This is a genomic window from Mesorhizobium silamurunense (genome assembly GCF_014843825.1).
In the GTDB taxonomy this organism is placed as follows: Bacteria; Pseudomonadota; Alphaproteobacteria; order Rhizobiales; family Rhizobiaceae; genus Mesorhizobium; species Mesorhizobium silamurunense.
Window position 1 is genome coordinate 1 of sequence record NZ_JHQR01000018.1, and the last position, 15682, is coordinate 15682.

General features: G+C 61.1%; 20 protein-coding genes and 1 tRNA gene. 9 read left to right on the plus strand and 12 right to left on the minus strand.

What is annotated here, in order from left to right:
• Positions 1 to 794: 794 nt before the first annotated feature.
• The 6 genes from DH10_RS01780 (at position 795) to DH10_RS01805 (ending at position 4021) form a co-directional block, all read left to right on the plus strand.
• Positions 795 to 1118 carry a hypothetical protein gene (locus DH10_RS01780; protein ID WP_192384116.1) on the plus strand — a complete coding sequence of 108 codons (324 nt, stop codon included), beginning with the start codon at positions 795 to 797 and terminating at the stop codon, positions 1116 to 1118.
• Entirely contained in the window at positions 1111 to 1596 is a 486-nt protein-coding gene (locus tag DH10_RS01785; RefSeq protein ID WP_192384117.1) for a hypothetical protein, read from the plus strand. The genes DH10_RS01780 and DH10_RS01785 overlap by 8 nt, the downstream gene beginning before the upstream one ends.
• Positions 1593 to 1754 carry a hypothetical protein gene (locus tag DH10_RS01790; RefSeq protein ID WP_192384118.1) on the plus strand — a complete coding sequence of 54 codons (162 nt, stop codon included), beginning with the start codon at positions 1593 to 1595 and terminating at the stop codon, positions 1752 to 1754. The genes DH10_RS01785 and DH10_RS01790 overlap by 4 nt, the downstream gene beginning before the upstream one ends.
• Before the next feature lie 213 nt (positions 1755 to 1967).
• Positions 1968 to 2879, plus strand: a complete 912-nt coding sequence (locus tag DH10_RS01795) for a hypothetical protein (protein ID WP_192248102.1) — start codon at positions 1968 to 1970, stop codon at positions 2877 to 2879.
• 261 nt (positions 2880 to 3140) lie between these two features.
• Positions 3141 to 3674 (plus strand): hypothetical protein, encoded by a 534-nt coding sequence (locus tag DH10_RS01800; RefSeq protein WP_192248099.1) that lies wholly within the window; start codon positions 3141 to 3143, stop codon positions 3672 to 3674.
• Between the two features lie 50 nt (positions 3675 to 3724).
• Entirely contained in the window at positions 3725 to 4021 is a 297-nt protein-coding gene (locus tag DH10_RS01805; RefSeq protein ID WP_192384119.1) for a hypothetical protein, read from the plus strand.
• A 490-nt stretch (positions 4022 to 4511) separates the two neighbouring features.
• Here DH10_RS01805 and DH10_RS01810 read toward each other — a convergent pair whose 3' ends face one another.
• Positions 4512 to 4991, minus strand: a complete 480-nt coding sequence (locus tag DH10_RS01810) for a GYD domain-containing protein (protein ID WP_246811456.1) — start codon at positions 4989 to 4991, stop codon at positions 4512 to 4514.
• 40 nt (positions 4992 to 5031) lie between these two features.
• On the opposite strand from DH10_RS01810, the gene DH10_RS01815 reads away from it, so the two are divergent.
• Together DH10_RS01815 and DH10_RS01820 are read left to right on the plus strand one after the other, a co-directional pair.
• Positions 5032 to 5220: a hypothetical protein gene (locus DH10_RS01815; protein WP_192248094.1), complete on the plus strand. Its 189-nt coding sequence runs from the start codon at positions 5032 to 5034 to the stop codon at positions 5218 to 5220.
• A 405-nt stretch (positions 5221 to 5625) separates the two neighbouring features.
• On the plus strand, positions 5626 to 5817 hold the full coding sequence (locus DH10_RS01820; RefSeq protein WP_192248091.1) for a hypothetical protein: 192 nt from the start codon (positions 5626 to 5628) through the stop codon (positions 5815 to 5817).
• A 284-nt stretch (positions 5818 to 6101) separates the two neighbouring features.
• On the opposite strand, the gene DH10_RS01825 is transcribed toward DH10_RS01820, so the two are convergent.
• Both DH10_RS01825 and DH10_RS01830 read right to left on the minus strand, forming a co-directional pair.
• Positions 6102 to 6485 (minus strand): hypothetical protein, encoded by a 384-nt coding sequence (locus DH10_RS01825; protein WP_192248088.1) that lies wholly within the window; start codon positions 6483 to 6485, stop codon positions 6102 to 6104.
• A 170-nt stretch (positions 6486 to 6655) separates the two neighbouring features.
• Positions 6656 to 6731 (minus strand) — tRNA-Lys (locus DH10_RS01830).
• 302 nt (positions 6732 to 7033) lie between these two features.
• On the opposite strand from DH10_RS01830, the gene DH10_RS01835 reads away from it, so the two are divergent.
• Positions 7034 to 7486 (plus strand): BA14K family protein, encoded by a 453-nt coding sequence (locus DH10_RS01835; RefSeq protein ID WP_192248085.1) that lies wholly within the window; start codon positions 7034 to 7036, stop codon positions 7484 to 7486.
• A gap of 67 nt (positions 7487 to 7553) precedes the next feature.
• On the opposite strand, the gene DH10_RS01840 is transcribed toward DH10_RS01835, so the two are convergent.
• The 9 genes from DH10_RS01840 to DH10_RS01875 form a co-directional block, all read right to left on the minus strand.
• Positions 7554 to 7874, minus strand: coding sequence for a DUF6882 domain-containing protein (locus DH10_RS01840; protein ID WP_246506080.1), 321 nt, complete (start codon positions 7872 to 7874; stop codon positions 7554 to 7556).
• Entirely contained in the window at positions 7871 to 8032 is a 162-nt protein-coding gene (locus DH10_RS36520) for a DUF6882 domain-containing protein (protein ID WP_246506079.1), read from the minus strand. The genes DH10_RS01840 and DH10_RS36520 overlap by 4 nt, the downstream gene beginning before the upstream one ends.
• A gap of 32 nt (positions 8033 to 8064) precedes the next feature.
• Positions 8065 to 9558, minus strand: a complete 1494-nt coding sequence (gene glpK / locus DH10_RS01845) for a glycerol kinase GlpK (RefSeq protein WP_192384120.1) — start codon at positions 9556 to 9558, stop codon at positions 8065 to 8067.
• 91 nt (positions 9559 to 9649) lie between these two features.
• Entirely contained in the window at positions 9650 to 11374 is a 1725-nt protein-coding gene (locus DH10_RS01850) for an ABC transporter substrate-binding protein (RefSeq protein WP_192248079.1), read from the minus strand.
• A gap of 77 nt (positions 11375 to 11451) precedes the next feature.
• On the minus strand, positions 11452 to 11739 hold the full coding sequence (locus DH10_RS01855) for a DUF2160 domain-containing protein (protein ID WP_140750230.1): 288 nt from the start codon (positions 11737 to 11739) through the stop codon (positions 11452 to 11454).
• 3 nt (positions 11740 to 11742) lie between these two features.
• The gene (locus tag DH10_RS01860; protein WP_192384121.1) at positions 11743 to 12651 is read right to left on the minus strand and encodes a carbohydrate ABC transporter permease; all 909 of its coding nucleotides are present in this window, start codon (positions 12649 to 12651) and stop codon (positions 11743 to 11745) included.
• 1 nt (position 12652) lies between these two features.
• Positions 12653 to 13519, minus strand: a complete 867-nt coding sequence (locus DH10_RS01865) for a carbohydrate ABC transporter permease (protein WP_192248073.1) — start codon at positions 13517 to 13519, stop codon at positions 12653 to 12655.
• Positions 13520 to 14587: an ABC transporter ATP-binding protein gene (locus tag DH10_RS01870; RefSeq protein ID WP_192248070.1), complete on the minus strand. Its 1068-nt coding sequence runs from the start codon at positions 14585 to 14587 to the stop codon at positions 13520 to 13522.
• Between the two features lie 10 nt (positions 14588 to 14597).
• Positions 14598 to 15677, minus strand: a complete 1080-nt coding sequence (locus DH10_RS01875) for an ABC transporter ATP-binding protein (protein ID WP_192248066.1) — start codon at positions 15675 to 15677, stop codon at positions 14598 to 14600.
• Positions 15678 to 15682: the final 5 nt, after the last annotated feature.

Sequence of the window (15682 nt, forward strand, 5' to 3'; positions counted from 1 at the left end):
ACCGGATTAGATCAAAGGGGCAAGGTCACGGCTGTACAACTTGAAGCTTGTGGAGAAGCCGGGAGGCAGGCGAATGACGTATGCGCCACAGTCTGGCGGCGAGCGCGTCGCGACTTTTACCCGAGAACTGGCTGAAGAAATCACGCGTGCCGCAGGCACAGCCTTGGGAGGCCTGAACGCCTATGACCGCAGCAGAACCTAAGGCGTCTCTCACTCGCGAATACTGGACACACAACGTCGGTGAGCCGACAGGGCCGGTGGCCCAGTTTAGGATGTCTCAGCTGGTCGACTACGACATGCGCCTGACTGATCCGGCCCGCATCGTTTATCGCTTCTTGATTGGCTGGTACATGCGGAGCAACGGCGACGCGCTTGCGTCTGTCCGCCACATCGTGGCCACCATGAGAACACGCGCCCCTGATGGCGCCAGGCATCTTTCCCGCTCAGCCGTGCAACGGGCAATTATCCTCCTAATCGAAACCGGATGGCATGTCCGTCGCTTCACTGGAAAGGGGCGCAGCGGCTCGCGCTATGTACCAGTTCTCAACGTCCTCGAGCTGGCAGCGCAGGGCAACCTGCCGTCGGTGGAAGTTGATAGCGTCCCACTCTACTGGGACACAAACGAAGATTCCGTAGCGTCCCACTCTACCGGGACAGAGGTGTCCCACCCCACCGGGACACTAAGCGACGTAGCGTCCCACTTGCCGGGACAAAGACCCTCATACAGTAACCCGTCGACAGACGGGGTTACATGTAAGGAGGACAATGATTGCGCCGCGCCTATGGCGCCGCCTTTGGCTGGCCTTTCGGCCGCCACGGCGGGTACGGCGCAAGGGAAAGAGAAAGACCCCTTTGAGGAGTTGTATCGTGCGTACGGCGTCCGTGCTGAGTTTGCCGCTGCCAGGCATGCATATGAAGAAGTTGCGCCAGATGAAGCCTTGCACGCAATCATGATGTCCGCTGCCTGTGCCTGGAGGGAGGCTGCGGGGCAGACTGTTGAGCGAATGCATCTGCGCCGCTGGATAAACGAACGGCGCTACCTTGAAGACCCCAAGGGTACCTCCCAAAAAGCTGAAGCCGAAGCGCGAGCCAAAGCCGAAGACCAAGCCCATGCTTAAGCCTACCAAGGAAGTCAAAGCCGACGACGACAACGGAGTCAGCACTCAGCCGGCACCGAAGAAAAGGGACCAAGAGTACATCATCGAAAAGGCGGATATCGATGAGGGCCGGTTCGGCAAAACCTTGAAACTGTACATGCGGGGCAAAGACGATGGACTATGCCGACCACGCAACATCTGTGTTGAGCATCGAAGGCCGGAAATGCAGGAAGCAGGTCAAGCAGAAATTGAACGCCTAGCCGACGCCTGTGACCTCCAGTTATCGGGCGATCTCAAAACTGCTGATTTTGTTGGCCGCTGCATCCTCATAACCGCTGACAACCATGTCCAACGACCATGGAAGCCAGCACCAAGCGTCGCGAGGTCAGTCAAGTTCGTCCCAAAATTCTCTGTGGTCCCGAAGGCGCAAACCACGGCTCGGGAGATGGCCAAGGTTTGGGCCGCGAAATTCAACGACGACGTGGAGGACGCAGCATGACAACACTTTTCGACAATCCAACCGCCGCAACCACTGCCCGCTTTGACGGCGCCTATCGCGGCAGACGATTGAGTTGGGCGGAATTCTGGAAAATCCGACCGGATTTGAAGCAGGCCGACAACGATAACGAACGGCCAGCCGACAAGGCTGCCGCGTAGCGCTTTTAGGGAAGCCGCGGCTCCCCGTTGCTGGAGAGCCGCGACAACCCCCGCCCGGCCCGCCCAAAGGGCCTATTAGCAATTTCTAAAGCGCAGACGTGTGCAATGCAACAATTTTATTGCGCTGCACAATGATTTCTTAACCACGCCTCTTGCGGGGCGGCACTACCGGCTCTGGCGGCCGGTTCTTTAGCCTGGGGAACAAAGACCCGCATGATGGAACAGCAACTAGACCTGACGGGCCAACCGGCCGGATATTTCGGCGCGCGCCTTGGCAAAAGGATACCCTGGCAGGCGTTCGCCTCGCTCACTGGCCGCCCAATCCCGGACGGCGCCATCATGCGGCCACGGCAACCGCGGGCCGCCTCAGAGCCCCGACCAGTTGACCAATATTGGCTTGGCGGCCTGTGCCGCTTTGCGAAGCGCTACACGGATCCAACGCGCCATTGGAATGGCTGGAAACCGAAGCCTCTAGAACAGGCTTCGCTGCCGTTGCTGTTGCTTCTGTCGCCTTTGTCGGCCCGCGCGACGGCACGCCACTACATCGCGTCTGTGGCTGTGCTCGGGGCCACAATCAGGCCACCCATAGCGCCCCGCAGGCCGCTCGCCGAAGAGCATGTTGCAGGCCGCATCCAAGCGCGTCACGTGACTGCCGCGGATTGGTTCCAGATGGACATCGAGGCGAGCGCCAGCGCGCTTGTCGACGGCGTGCGCGTGCGCACCTCCACTGGCGCTATGGTGCCATCGGGCAGCCGGGATCCCGAAGCGCTATGGCCGGCCGAAGCCACCGCTGATCGGGCCATCCGCTTACGGAGCCGGTTCCGCACACTAGGACCGCTGGCCCGCGTCGTTTGGCGCGCGTTGAACGGAGCGGAAATGGCAGAGCTTGCCCCGGCGTGGCAGATACCTCAGAGACATAAGGCTGAGGCTGGCCGCATCCGACTGCGCGCTGGTTTGGAGCTTTGCGCCCGAATGGCGGAGCGGGATGTCGACATCTTACCGGAATGGGAGGTGATCGAGGTGGTGCGTGCTGCATGTTCGGAATGCGCCAAACTTGAAGCAACGCGAAGAATGCGCGTGCTGGCCCCGGCAAATGACAACAGAAGACGACTCATCGCTGCTTGATTTTGTTAGTGTTTCTGACTTCGCACGAGGGTCATTGCAGAGTTTTGCTATATTGTAATTATAGGAAGTAGTTCAGCGCTGCCCCCCAGGCGCGCCGCGCTTCGCCGGAACTGCGTTGCCAGCGCAACCGGCGCACCCGTCATTGGCTCAGTAGGCCAGGCGGAAACATTGCCGCCGCTTTCGTTGCGCATTCGGAAGCGGTGGCTTTTTATTTGCTCATCGCATGCGCGTTTCGCGCACCACACAAAAGGACAATCAAAAATGGCTAAGCTCGCCGCCGTACCGGCGGCTCTTGAAACCTATTGCGGATTTCCAACCGCTCGAACCCGTCAAGTCGATCGCCGCCTACTCGAGGAAGGACTCCTTGAGCCAGGTGCGCCGTTCGTGTCGGTTGAAATCAATGAGGCTGATTTCGCACTCCTGCTACTCGCCGTGGCATCCGGTGCTTCGGTGCCCCGAGTCGGCGACGTGACTGTCGAACTTGCCGATACAGTACCAAACGGGATCGACGTTGCCGTCATGCCAGAGAACATTCGACCGGCAAGGGTGACGGCGTTCGACATCCTGCACGGCCAGATTTGGAACGCAGCTAGGGATCCGGGTGCCATCGTATCCGACCTTGAGGTGGTCGAAACGTGGCCAGAGGTGGTGTTCCATCTGCCTGAAGGCGCCGCTCGATTCCAGCCAGTAGGAAGCGTGCCTGACCATTGGCAGGGCCACAAGCAGCGGCGATCGACGCGCATTCCTGGCTCAGCAATCGCGCTCGTCGCGAAGAACCTTTTTGGAGAAAAATGATGACTTCCATTTTCAAGAAACCCGACGTCATCACTGGTAAGCCCTTCGTCATGCCTGAACTGGGCGATGTCGACCCGGAATTCGCAAAGCTCGAAGCACAGCTTCACGACCTCAACGCCAAGAAACGCGACATCATGCGCTTCGAAATCGAGGCGCAGCGACTCAAGCTCTCGCAATGGCTTTTGAGCAGCCTCAATCGCCGCGGCTACTTCGGCAGCGCGCCGGTCATATTCCGGTCGGATAGCAGCGATGAACGGGCGTTTAGCGATATCGCGCCGCTCACGGAGGCGCTGGCTGACTATGTCGATAGCCATACCAAGGTCGGCCACCAGCTTGCTCTGCTCTGAGGCCCGCTGGCGTCGACCGGTGACCGAGTCAGTTTCCTCTCCGAGGAGAGCAGCAACACCAGCCGAGAGGGTCGGGCCGCGCGTTTCGGCGAGTTCCTCGCGGATGATGATCGCCGTGCCGCCCGGCAGTATGACCAGGCGCCTTCGTCATATGGCGTGACCCCGAAGCTTCATTTCCATTTCGGCGCGCCGGATCGAAGCGGCTTTCGCCTGCCGAGCAAAAAATTGCATTGAGGGATGGAACCAGATATTTGGCTGGCGGTTTTATGCGCGGCGCCGCGCTCCCACCCCCCTCGAGGCGCCAGAAAACTTGGAAAGCCCGTTTCCGCCTAAGCCTTGGTGGGACGGGCTTTTCATTTGCCAATTCCTCACCGACCCCGTCCCAAACCACCGGATGAAGCGCGCCGGCCGGCGGCCCAGCGGCCAAAAGGCGGAACGACCGGTTCTGGCAGCGGAGGTTCGATCCGCTGCCAGAGATGTTTCAACCAGCTTATTTTACCGGGGATTTGTAGGAAGACGCGATTTTGCCCGCCTTCTCCTGGGCCGCCTTGAATTCCGCGCCCGTGTATGCTCGCACGGTTTTGACATTCGATACCGCTCCCGATGCGCCGACGACGAGAAGTGCGGGGATCAGGTCAGCACCGTCGTCGAATTCCGTAATTGCCATCCAGTCAGTTTCGCCCGTCGTGACGTAGAAAGAATGCAGTTTCCCGCCTGCTGCTTCAAAGATGGCACGGGCTGCCTTTTCTCGGTTCGATGGATTGTCAATCATTCCCATCGCTGCCGTGGCTGAATAGGAGCCTGTGACTATGAACGTTGGCATATGACATCCTCCCTCGATAATCGGGCAGATCGGATGATCTGCCGAATATTCAATAGCACATCCAGCCTTCTCGGCGGAAATCCGGCTGCGCTGCAGAGGCCGTTCGACTAGATAGCTGCTCGCTTTGCCGCCTAAAGAAATGTTCATGAAACGCGCCTAAAATACCCTTCTTGGGGAGCGTTTATCATTGCCCTACAAAGACACTCCGCGGCAGGATGCTTATCGCCTTGAGCGCGTCGACGGCAAATCGGTGGAAGGCATAGCCATCTTTTACACGACGGCCGAAGCGAACGAGGTCATCCGTCATCTGGACCGGCGCTACCGCTTAATGCTGGGCGACAGGCAGATATGGCCTTCCGCTGATGGCAATCGTTAGCGCGCTGTCACAAGCGGTCCGGCGGTCGAGGGCGGGGGGCTTGGGGTTCGGCCGCCGGGCCTAACCGGCAGGGGCTCGGAATCGGAACAGGGCAGGCATACTTCGGGTCGCGACTCTGGGCTCATCCAATTTGTGAATAGAGCAAGCCAAACACCCTAGTTTTGCCAAGTTGGCAGCGCCGCAAGCTGGCCTATAACCCCACCGGCCGGCGAACCTAACCCCGTTTTCCGGCTCGGCCCCGCGGCCAAACCCGCCCCCCAGCCACGGTCGCCGGGCTGAACGTAGGCGAGCCCCAGGCGAGACTGAGATCACTGACAGCAGTTGCCCGAGATCTAATCGGCTGGATCGGCTGGAACGCGAGCGCGAGCGGGAAGCCTTGACGCGCTATTGCGGCCGAGCAACACCATGGATGCGCAGACGGTTAATGAAAGTGGGCTGGCGCTTGGCGCGATCGTGACGATGACCGGCGCCGTCGTTGGGACGAGTAGACTGCCGGACGGGCGCACCTCTTACCTCGTCCAGTTCGACCGCAAGGGCGTAGCGGCGCAGGACTGGTTCTTTGCGGAAGACGTGGCTGATCCTGGCTTTGACGACTGAATAGCCGGATACCAAAAAGCCCCGCTTCAGCGGGGTTGCAGCACAAACAACAAAAAAGCGGGCTCTCGCCCGCTTCCCTTCGTTGCCGAGACTCTGCGTGATGCCGGTACATTCATGGTCATCGCGCCGTCGATCGGCTCAAATTGCAGCGTGCGCCTTCGGGCGGAACCTCACCGACTATCTGAAGGGACGTTCCTCGCCAGCGGCGACTGCTGGCGGGTGTATGACAGTCAATGGTGTTTGAAACAAGGCGCCTCGGCTGGTGACGCCCCCCGCGGAGGACACTAACAGCGCCAATATACCGAACAGCCGTCGTCGTCGTCGTATTGACCCCCACTGCCTCCCTGCCCTGCTATCAATACTAGAAGCCCGACTATTGCCGAGGTAACGACGGCCAAGCCGATCTTTCCAGCGAGTTCACCCCGCCGTTGCCTGGCTGCTTCGCACGCGTCTGCAGCATCGCGCTCACGTCGATAAACAGGGTCGATCTGGTACCGCTCGCGCTCCTGCAGAACATCCATCCAGTGGGTTTGCATATACAGAGCCTGTTCCTCAGCCAGATATCTGTTCACAAGTCCGCGGGTACCATCTTCGCGAACATGATAGAGCGCCCACACGGGCTGTTCGGTATGAGGCGAAAGTTCTTTCTCGATCGCATAGCTTTCCAATTTGCACCTTACTCCTCGTGCGCCCTGTTACCGCTAGCGCGGGCTTCCATGCGCCATTTGTGCGCCAGAGAATCCCGGCTAACCTCAGGAAACTCGGAAATGCGGTAATTTTGGTAAATCTAGTGGCGCACAAAAAGCGCTCCAAAATTCGCCTAAGTTATTGAATTTATTGGTGAGCGCGATGGGATTCGAACCCATGACCTACTGATTAAAAGTCAGTTGCTCTACCGGCTGAGCTACGCGCTCCCGCGGGCTGGAAACGCCGCCCTCGAAATTGCGCGGAACATAGGGAGAGTGCCGCGACCGGTCAACCGGAAAAAGATGGCTTTCCTGCCGGAGTTTTGCGGGGTTTCCATAGGCGCGCGCCGCAGATGTTTTCGCCAAGGGGGAACCACGCCAGGCCGCAAGAAAAGGGCCAGGCCGCCGTCCACCAGTCATTTCAGAAGTCTCTACAATAACAAAGGGCTGCGATCGCGGCGGGAATTGTTGCAACCCTAGGCCGTTTCTCCCCCATAGGGACGTCCAACCCCTTTTCGAGGAGAAGATTGATGAACCGGATCGCATCGGGCCTGCTGGCAGCCGCCCTCTCGGCGTCGTTCGTCGCGGCGGAGATGGCGCCAGTCAACGCTCAGCCAGCTTATGTGCCACAACCCCAAGGGCTCTCGTCGGATGTCCAGACCGTGCAGTATCGGGATTGGAGAAGGCACCGCAGCTTCAACCGCAATTTCTCGCGTCGTGATGGCGCCGTCTGGTGGAACGGCCATCGCGGCTATCGTGAGTATCATCGCGGCTATCGCCGGCATGGCGATTATTGGTTTCCGCTGGCAGCCTTCGCCACCGGCGCGCTGATTACCGGCGCCATCATCAACAACCAGAACCGTATCTACCGCGGCGATGCGCACGTGCAGTGGTGCTATGACCACTATCGCTCGTACCGTGCTTCGGACAATACCTTCCAGCCCAATTACGGTCCGCGCCGTGAATGCATTTCGCCTTACTAACGGCTTCTAGCCAGTGCCCAGGGTCGTTGACCGAGCTCGCGCCGCGGCGCGAGCTTTCTTTTGAGAGTCAGGTAGCCCAGCTGATGCTTTTGAGAACCAGATACAGGCCTCCGCCTTCACCGCGCGGTGAGCGATAGGCCCCAAGCCCGTTGCAAATCCGGACCATCGCACCGGTCAGTTCCCAACCAAGTGCTTCGAGGTCATTGGCAGTGTCTATCACATAAGCCTGAGCCAGTTCGTCTATGCCCTTCTCCTCGCCGAACGACCGAACCAGTTTGGCGTCGCTGAGAAGGTCGCCCGGCAAATTTGAATTTGCCCAAGCCCAGAGCCAGTTGCCCGCCTTGGCGCTTGTAGAGCCGGCAATCTGTATTTCGGCGACGACCTTCACGACACCGTCTGCCAAAAAAGCAGCTTCCCGGTCGTCAAGTCGTAGTCGTAGCGCGACCAACTGCCGAGGCGGAATTCTTCCTGCAAGCGACCGTTCTTTTCGTTTAGCTGGTCGAACGCCTCATCGCGCCATGCTGGATACCAGTCCGGATGCTTCACGCCCTACCCTCAGCCTGGCCTGCCTGCTTATCTTATTGCACGCTTAGCGTGCGCCGCACAGCATCACGCCAGCCCGCGAGCTTCGCCAAGCGAGTGGCTCCATCCATGTCCGGCTTGAAGCGCTTATCGAGCGCCCAGGTCTTGGCGAAATCCTTCGCTTTCGGCCACACACCGGCTTCCGATCCGGCAAGCCAGGCCGCGCCCAGCGCGGTCGTCTCCAGGATCGTCGGACGGTCGACCGGCGCATCCAGAATGTCGGCGAGACGCTGCATGGTCCAGTCGGACGCCACCATGCCGCCGTCGACCCGAAGCACGGTTTTGGCGGAAGCGCCCTTCCAGTCCTTGCGCATGGCGTCGAGCAGGTCGCGCGTCTGGAAGGCGACGGATTCCAGCGCCGCGCGGGCGAATTCTGCGGGACCCGAATTGCGGGTAAGACCGAAGATGGCGCCGCGCGCATCCGCGTCCCAGTGCGGCGCGCCGAGCCCGACGAAGGCCGGCACCAGATAGACCTGTTGCGCCGGATCGGCCGTCGCCGCGAGCGCGCCGCTATGTTCAGCCTTGCCGATCACCTTGATGCCGTCGCGCAGCCACTGCACGGCAGCACCCGCGATGAAGATCGAACCCTCAAGCGCATAGGTGGTCTTGCCGTTCAGCCGGTAGGCGATCGTGGTCAAGAGCCGGTTCTTCGAACGCACTAGGTCGGCGCCGGTGTTGAGCAACGCGAAGCAGCCTGTGCCGTAGGTGGATTTCATCATGCCGGGCTCAAAACAGGCCTGGCCGATGGTCGCTGCATGCTGGTCGCCGGCGACGCCGAGGATCCGCATCTCGGCGCCGAACAGGCTCTTCTCGGTGACGCCGAAATCATCGGCGCAGTCCTTCACCTGCGGCAGGATCGCGGCGGGTATCTTCAGGATGGACAGCAGCTCGTCGTCCCAAACGTTCTTCTCGATGTTGTAGACCAGCGTCCGCGAGGCATTCGTGGCGTCGGTGGCATGCACCTTGCCGCCGGTCAGCCGCCAGATCAGGAAACTGTCGATGGTGCCGGCGAGCAATTCGCCCTTCTCGGCGCGCTTCCTCGCGCCTTTCACCTTCTCCAGCATCCAGGCGATCTTGGTGCCGGAGAAATAGGGATCGAGCAGCAGCCCGGTCTTGCGCGTGAATGTCTTCTCCAGCCCTTGCTTCTTCAAGTTCTGGCAAAGCGGCGCTGTTCGCCGGTCCTGCCAGACGATGGCATTGTGGATCGGCTTGCCGGTCGCCTTGTCCCAAATGACGACGGTCTCGCGCTGGTTGGTGATGCCGATCGCGGCCACATCCGATGCCGCGCGGCCAGCGGCCTTCAGCGCCGCCTTCACCGTCGCGACCACGCTTGCCCAGATATCTTCCGGGTCATGCTCGACCCAGCCGGAAGCCGGATAATGCTGTGTGAATTCCTGCTGGCCGATGCCGGCGACCTTCATCCTGTCGTCGAACAGGATCGCCCTGGTCGATGTTGTCCCTTGATCGATGGCCAGCACAAAACCGCTCATTCCGTTCCCTCCACTCCTCATGCAACAGGGGAGACGGCAAAGCCGCCTCCCCCGCATTTCCTACATGGGCAAGCACGCCCACGTCATGCAGTTACTTCTGCCAGCTCTTCACCAGCTCGTCGTAGTTGACGGTGATCGGCTTGTCCTTCTCGTTCTCGACCTTGAGCTGCGGCGCAAGGTTGCCCTTCGAGACGGCGTCCTTGTTCCAGTAGTCGAGGTCGTGCTCCTCGGCCATCTTCGGGCCGATGTCGCCCTGCACGCCCGCCTTCTCGAGACGCTCGAGCACCTTCTCCTGGTCGCCGCAGAGCGAGTCCATCGCTTCTTGCGGGCTCTTGGCGCCGGAAGAAGCGTCGCCGATGTTCTGCCACCAGAGCTGCGCCAGCTTCGGATAATCCGGAACGTTGGTGCCGGTCGGGGTCCACTGCACGCGTGCCGGCGAACGGTAGAACTCGACGAGGCCGCCAAGTTTCGGAGCCCGTTCGGTGAAGCTCTTGTCGTGGATGGTGGAGTCGCGGATGAAGGTGAGACCGACATGGCTCTTCTTCACGTCGATCGTCTTCGACACCACGAACTGCGCATAGAGCCACGCGGCCTTGGCGCGATCGGTCGGGGTCGACTTCATCAGCGTCCAGGAACCCGCGTCCTGGTAGCCGAGCTTCATGCCGTCCTTCCAGTAGACGCCGTGCGGCGACGGCGCGACACGCCATTTCGGCGTGCCGTCCTCGTTGACCACCGGCAGGCCGGGCTTGGCCATATCAGCGGTGAAGGCGGTGTACCAGAAGATCTGCTGCGCGATCGTGCCTTGTGAGGGCACCGGGCCCGATTCGGAGAAGGTCATGCCCTGCGCTTCCGGCGGCGCATAGGCCTTCAGCCAGTCGAGATACTTCTGGATGGCGTAGACCGAGGCCGGACCGTTGGTGTCGCCGCCGCGGGCGACGCAGGAGCCGACGGGACGCGAATTCTCGTCGACCTTGATGCCCCATTCGTCGACCGGTTTGCCGTTCGGAATACCCTTGTCGCCATTGCCGGCCATGGACAGCCACGCGTCGGTGAAGCGCCAGCCCAGCGACGGATCCTTCTTGCCGTAGTCCATATGGCCGAAGACCTTCTTGCCGTCGATCTCGCGGCCGGTGAAGAAGGCGGCGATGTCCTCATAGGCCGACCAGTTGACCGGCACGCCGAGGTCGTATCCGTACTTGGCCTTGAAGTCCGCCTTGTTCTTCTCGTCGTTGAACCAGTCGTAGCGGAACCAGTAGAGGTTCGCGAACTGCTGGTCGGGCAGCTGGTAGAGCTTGCCGTCAGGCGCGGTGGTGAACGACTTGCCGATGAAGTCGTCGACATCGAGCATCGGATCGGTGACGTCCTTGCCTTCGCCCGCCATCCAGTCCGTCAGGTTGCGCACCTGCTGGTAACGCCAGTGCGTGCCGATCAGGTCGGAGTCGTTGACCCAGCCGTCATAAAGATTCTGGCCGGTCTGCATCTGGGTCTGGATCTTCTCGACGACGTCGCCCTCCTGGATCGTGTCGTGCGTGACCTTGATGCCGGTGATGGCGGAAAAGGCCGGCGCCAGCACCTGCGATTCATAGGAATGGGTGGCGATGGTTTCCGACACGACCTTGATGTCCATGCCGGCAAACGGCTTGGCAGCGTCGATGAACCACTGCATTTCCTTTTCCTGATCGGCGCGCGAAAGCGTCGACAGGTCGCCTATCTCCTTGTCCAGAAAGGCTTTTGCCTCGTCCATCCCGGCATAGGCATGGCCAGCCCCGAGCAATAGAACAAGGGCGGTCGTTGATGTTAGAAATTGCCTTCGCATGTGTCTCCTCCAGTCTTAGGTTTCAAGTGCGATCTGGAGTGGCCGCCAGCACGCGGCCGCTCCAACTATTTCCCCCTCTATACGTATCGGAATACGCCAATCGCGTAGACCACGGAGAGAGCGAGAGCCCACCACAGGTTGGGCCCAACGAGACCCAGCCAAGCGAGATGGATAAAGGCGCTGCCGAGCAGCGAAACGAAGAGGCGGTCGCCGCGCGTCGTCTCGAAGCGCAGCACGCCGACGCGCGGATTGCCGCCCGGCGAGACATATTCCCACACGCCCATGCCGCAAAGCATCAGCGCAATGACGATGAAGAAGGCGGCCGTCGGCCAGGTCCACGCCATCCAGGAGAAGTCGAGGTTCATGGATCACACCCTTCCCAGGGCGAAGCCCTTGGCGATATAGTTGCGGACGAACCAGATCACGAGCGCGCCGGGGATCAGCGTCAGCACGCCGGCCGCGGCCAGCAGCCCCCAGTCCATGCCGGCGGCAGAGACGGTGCGGGTCATGGTGGCGGCGATCGGCTTGGCATCGGTCGTCGTCAGCGTGCGGGCGATCAGGAGCTCCACCCATGAGAACATGAAGCAGAAGAAGCAGGCCACCCCGATGCCGCTTGCGATCAACGGCATGAAGATCTTTACGAAGAAGCGCGGGAAGGAGTAGCCGTCGATATAGGCGGTCTCGTCGATCTCCTTCGGCACCCCGGAAATGAAGCCTTCCAGGATCCACACCGCCAGCGGCACATTGAACAGGCAGTGCGCCAGCGCCACCGCGATATGCGTGTCGATGAGCCCGAAGGCCGAATAGAGCTGGAAGAACGGCAGCGCGAACACCGCCGGCGGCGCCATGCGGTTGGTGAGCAGCCAGAAGAACAGGTGCTTGTCGCCGAGGAAGCGGTAACGCGAGAAGGCATAGGCCGCCGGCAACGCCACGGCCACCGAGATCACCATGTTCATCACCACATAGGTGATCGAATTGAGGTAGCCCGAATACCAGGACGCATCGGTAAAGATGATCTTGTAGTTGCGCAGCGTCGGCTCATGCGGAAAGAGCGTCAGCGAGGAGATGATCTCCTGGTTGGTCTTGAAGCTCATGTTGATGAGCCAGTAGATCGGCAGGAGCAGCACGATGATGTAGATCGTCGGCACGATCCACCACCAGCGCGATTCCTCGCCGCGGCGCCGCATCAACTTCGCCACTTCGTCCTGCGACAGCGTGCTGCCTACTTCGGTGACCGCCGTTTCGCTCACGCGTGTCGTTTCGTTTACGCCCGTCATCTCAGCGCTCCGCGTCGTAGTTGGTCATCACGGTGTAGAACACCCACGACAACAGCAGGATGATCAGGAAGTAGACCAGCGACATGGCGGCCGCCGGACCGAGATCGAACTGACCGAGCGCCGTCTTGACGAGGTCGATCGACAGGAAGGTGGTCGAGTTGCCGGGACCGCCGCCGGTGACGACGAAGGGCTCGGTGTAGATCATGAAGCTGTCCATGAAGCGCAGCAGAACCGCGATCAGCAGCACCCGCTGCATCTTCGGCAACTGGATGTAGCGGAACACTGCCCAGCGCGAGGCGCCGTCGATCTTGGCCGCCTGGTAGAAGGCGTCCGGGATCGAGACCAGGCCGGCATAGCACAGCAGCACGACAAGGCTCGTCCAGTGCCAGACATCCATGATGATGACGGTGACCCAGGCATCGAACGGATCCTGGACGTAGTTATAATCGATGCCGAACGCGTTGACGTAGTAGCCGAGCAGGCCGATGTCATTGCGGCCGAAGACCTGCCAGATCGTGCCGACGACGTTCCACGGGATGAGCAGCGGCAGCGCCATCAGCACCAGGCAGACCGGCACGCCCCAGCCCTTCTTCGGCATGTTAAGCGCAATGAAGATGCCGAGCGGCACCTCGATCGCCAGGATGATGAAGGAGAAGATCAGGTTGCGCACCATCGCTTCCCAGAAGCGGTCGGAGGCCAGCAGATCCTCGAACCACTCGGTGCCGGCCCAGAAGAAGACGTTGTTTCCGAACGTGTCCTGCACCGAATAGTTGACGACGGTCATCAGCGGGATGACGGCCGAGAACGCCACCAGCACCAACATCGGCAGGACAAGGAACCAGGCCTTGTTGTTCCAGGTCTTTTCCATCTATGCCCCCATCTCGACGCGCCATGAATCGGCATAGATGTTGATGCCGGCCGGATCGAAGCGGACCTTGGGTTCGGCCGGCACCTCGTCGTCCTCGCCGATAACGGCCGCGATTTCCCGGCCTTCCAGATTGGCGCGCACCACCTTGTGGCGGCCGACGTCCTCGACCTTGCTGACGGACACGGCCATCCCTTCGCGGCCGAGCCGCACATATTCGGGACGGATGCCGAGTTCGACGGGGCCGGCTTCGGCCTTGGGCGCGCCCGGCAGCTCGATGCGCTGCGCGCCGAGCATCGCCGTCTTGCCTTCAAGCGCAACCGGCAGCACGTTCATGCCCGGCGAGCCGATGAAATAGCCGACGAAGGTGTGGCGCGGCCGCTCGAACAGCTCGGCCGGCGTGCCGATCTGCACGATCTCGCCGTCATACATGACCACGACGCGGTCGGCGAAAGTCAGCGCTTCGGTCTGGTCGTGTGTGACATAGACCATGGTGTAGCCGAAGCGGCGGTGCAGCTGCTTGAGCTGCGAGCGCAGCACCCATTTCATATGCGGGTCGATGACGGTGAGCGGCTCGTCGAACAGGATGGCATTGACGTCCGAGCGAACCAGGCCGCGGCCGAGCGATATCTTCTGCTTCTGGTCGGCGGTCAGCCGGCGTGCCTTCCGGTTGGCCATCGCGGCGAGATCGATCATGTCGAGCGTCTCGCGCACCTTGCGGTCGACGTCCGCCTCCGGCACGCGGCGGTTGCGCAGCGGAAAGGCCAGATTGTCGTAGACCGTCATGGTGTCGTAAATGACCGGGAACTGGAACACCTGGGCGATGTTGCGTTCCTGCGTCGACAGCCGTGTCACGTCGCTGCCGTTGAAGAGCAGCTTGCCGTGTGAGGGGTGAAGCAGCCCCGAAATGATGTTGAGCAAAGTGGTCTTGCCGCAGCCCGACGGCCCGAGGAGTGCATAGGCGCCGCCATCCTCGAAGACGTGGTGCACTTCCTTCAGCGCGAAATCCGAATCCTTCTTCGGATTGGGCAGGTAGGAGTGGCGGATATGGTTGACGTCGATGCGTGCCATCTCTTCCTCCTCAAGCCGCCAGCTTCGACGCCGTCACGGCGCGGCCGTTCTGGTCGAACACCATGATGTGGCGTGGATCGATGAACACCTCGACCTCGTCGTCGGTCTCGAAATCGAGGATGCCGTGGGCGAGCATGACCCAGCGCGCATCCGCGAAGTCGAGATGGACGAAGCTTTCCGAGCCGGTGATCTCGGTGATGGTGACCTTGGCCCGCACCGGCACGGCGCTCGCGTTCGGACGCTCGAGCGACAGATGGTGCGGCTGGAAGCCGATCGTGTAGCTGGCATCCGGGATACTGAGCAGTTCCGGCGGCACCGGCAGTTTCACACCGCCTTCGAGCAGGAAATCCGATCCCTTCTTGGCGAGCACGATCGTGTTGAGCGGCGGGTCGGCGAAGGTCCTTGCCGTCACCAGATCGACCGGCTTGCGAAACACGTCGATGGTCGGACCGAATTGAGTGACGCGGCCTTCGGAAAGCGTCGCCGTATTGCCGCCGAGCAAGAGCGCTTCGTGCGGCTCGGTCGTGGCATAGACGAAGATGGTGCCGGCGGCGGCGAAAATCTTCGGCAGCTCGGCTCGCAATTCCTCGCGCAGCTTGTAGTCGAGATTGGCGAGCGGCTCGTCGAGCAGAACCAGGCTGGCATTCTTGACGATGGCGCGGGCAAGCGCCGTGCGCTGCTGCTGGCCGCCCGACAGGCTGAGCGGCGTGCGGTCGAGATAGGGCGTGAGCTTGAGAAGTGCGGCGGCGTTGCGCACCTCCTTGTCGATCCTGGCCTGTTCGACGCCGGCGACCCGAAGCGGTGAGGCGATGTTCTCGTAGACCGTCATCGCCGGATAGTTGATGAATTGCTGGTAGACCATGGCGACGTTGCGCTTCTGCACCGGCTGTCCGGTGACATCCTTGCCGTCGAACCAGACCGAGCCGGAGGTCGGCGCGTCGAGCCCGGCCATCAGCCGCATCAGGCTGGTCTTGCCGGAAAGCGTCGGCCCAAGGAGAACGTTCAGCGAGCCGTGCTGAAGCGTCAGCGACACGTCGCGGATATGCTCCTGCGCGCCGACCGTCTTCGTCACGTTCCTCAGTTCCAGCATCACGC

Excerpts from the sequence above, each read along its gene's own strand:
- glpK (WP_192384120.1), bottom strand. The coding sequence starts at position 9,558 with ATGAGCGGTTTTGTGCTGGCCATCGATCAAGGGACAACATCGACCAGG.
- DH10_RS01835 (WP_192248085.1), top strand. The coding sequence starts at position 7,034 with ATGAACCGGATCGCATCGGGCCTGCTGGCAGCCGCCCTCTCGGCGTCG.
- DH10_RS01875 (WP_192248066.1), bottom strand. The coding sequence starts at position 15,677 with ATGCTGGAACTGAGGAACGTGACGAAGACGGTCGGCGCGCAGGAGCAT.
- DH10_RS01785 (WP_192384117.1), top strand. The coding sequence starts at position 1,111 with ATGCTTAAGCCTACCAAGGAAGTCAAAGCCGACGACGACAACGGAGTC.
- DH10_RS01820 (WP_192248091.1), top strand. The coding sequence starts at position 5,626 with ATGGATGCGCAGACGGTTAATGAAAGTGGGCTGGCGCTTGGCGCGATC.
- DH10_RS01850 (WP_192248079.1), bottom strand. The coding sequence starts at position 11,374 with ATGCGAAGGCAATTTCTAACATCAACGACCGCCCTTGTTCTATTGCTC.
- DH10_RS01860 (WP_192384121.1), bottom strand. The coding sequence starts at position 12,651 with ATGACGGGCGTAAACGAAACGACACGCGTGAGCGAAACGGCGGTCACC.
- DH10_RS01805 (WP_192384119.1), top strand. The coding sequence starts at position 3,725 with ATGCCTGAACTGGGCGATGTCGACCCGGAATTCGCAAAGCTCGAAGCA.
- DH10_RS01810 (WP_246811456.1), bottom strand. The coding sequence starts at position 4,991 with ATGAACATTTCTTTAGGCGGCAAAGCGAGCAGCTATCTAGTCGAACGG.
- DH10_RS01870 (WP_192248070.1), bottom strand. The coding sequence starts at position 14,587 with ATGGCACGCATCGACGTCAACCATATCCGCCACTCCTACCTGCCCAAT.
- DH10_RS01855 (WP_140750230.1), bottom strand. The coding sequence starts at position 11,739 with ATGAACCTCGACTTCTCCTGGATGGCGTGGACCTGGCCGACGGCCGCC.
- DH10_RS01790 (WP_192384118.1), top strand. The coding sequence starts at position 1,593 with ATGACAACACTTTTCGACAATCCAACCGCCGCAACCACTGCCCGCTTT.
- DH10_RS01865 (WP_192248073.1), bottom strand. The coding sequence starts at position 13,519 with ATGGAAAAGACCTGGAACAACAAGGCCTGGTTCCTTGTCCTGCCGATG.
- DH10_RS01800 (WP_192248099.1), top strand. The coding sequence starts at position 3,141 with ATGGCTAAGCTCGCCGCCGTACCGGCGGCTCTTGAAACCTATTGCGGA.
- DH10_RS01795 (WP_192248102.1), top strand. The coding sequence starts at position 1,968 with ATGATGGAACAGCAACTAGACCTGACGGGCCAACCGGCCGGATATTTC.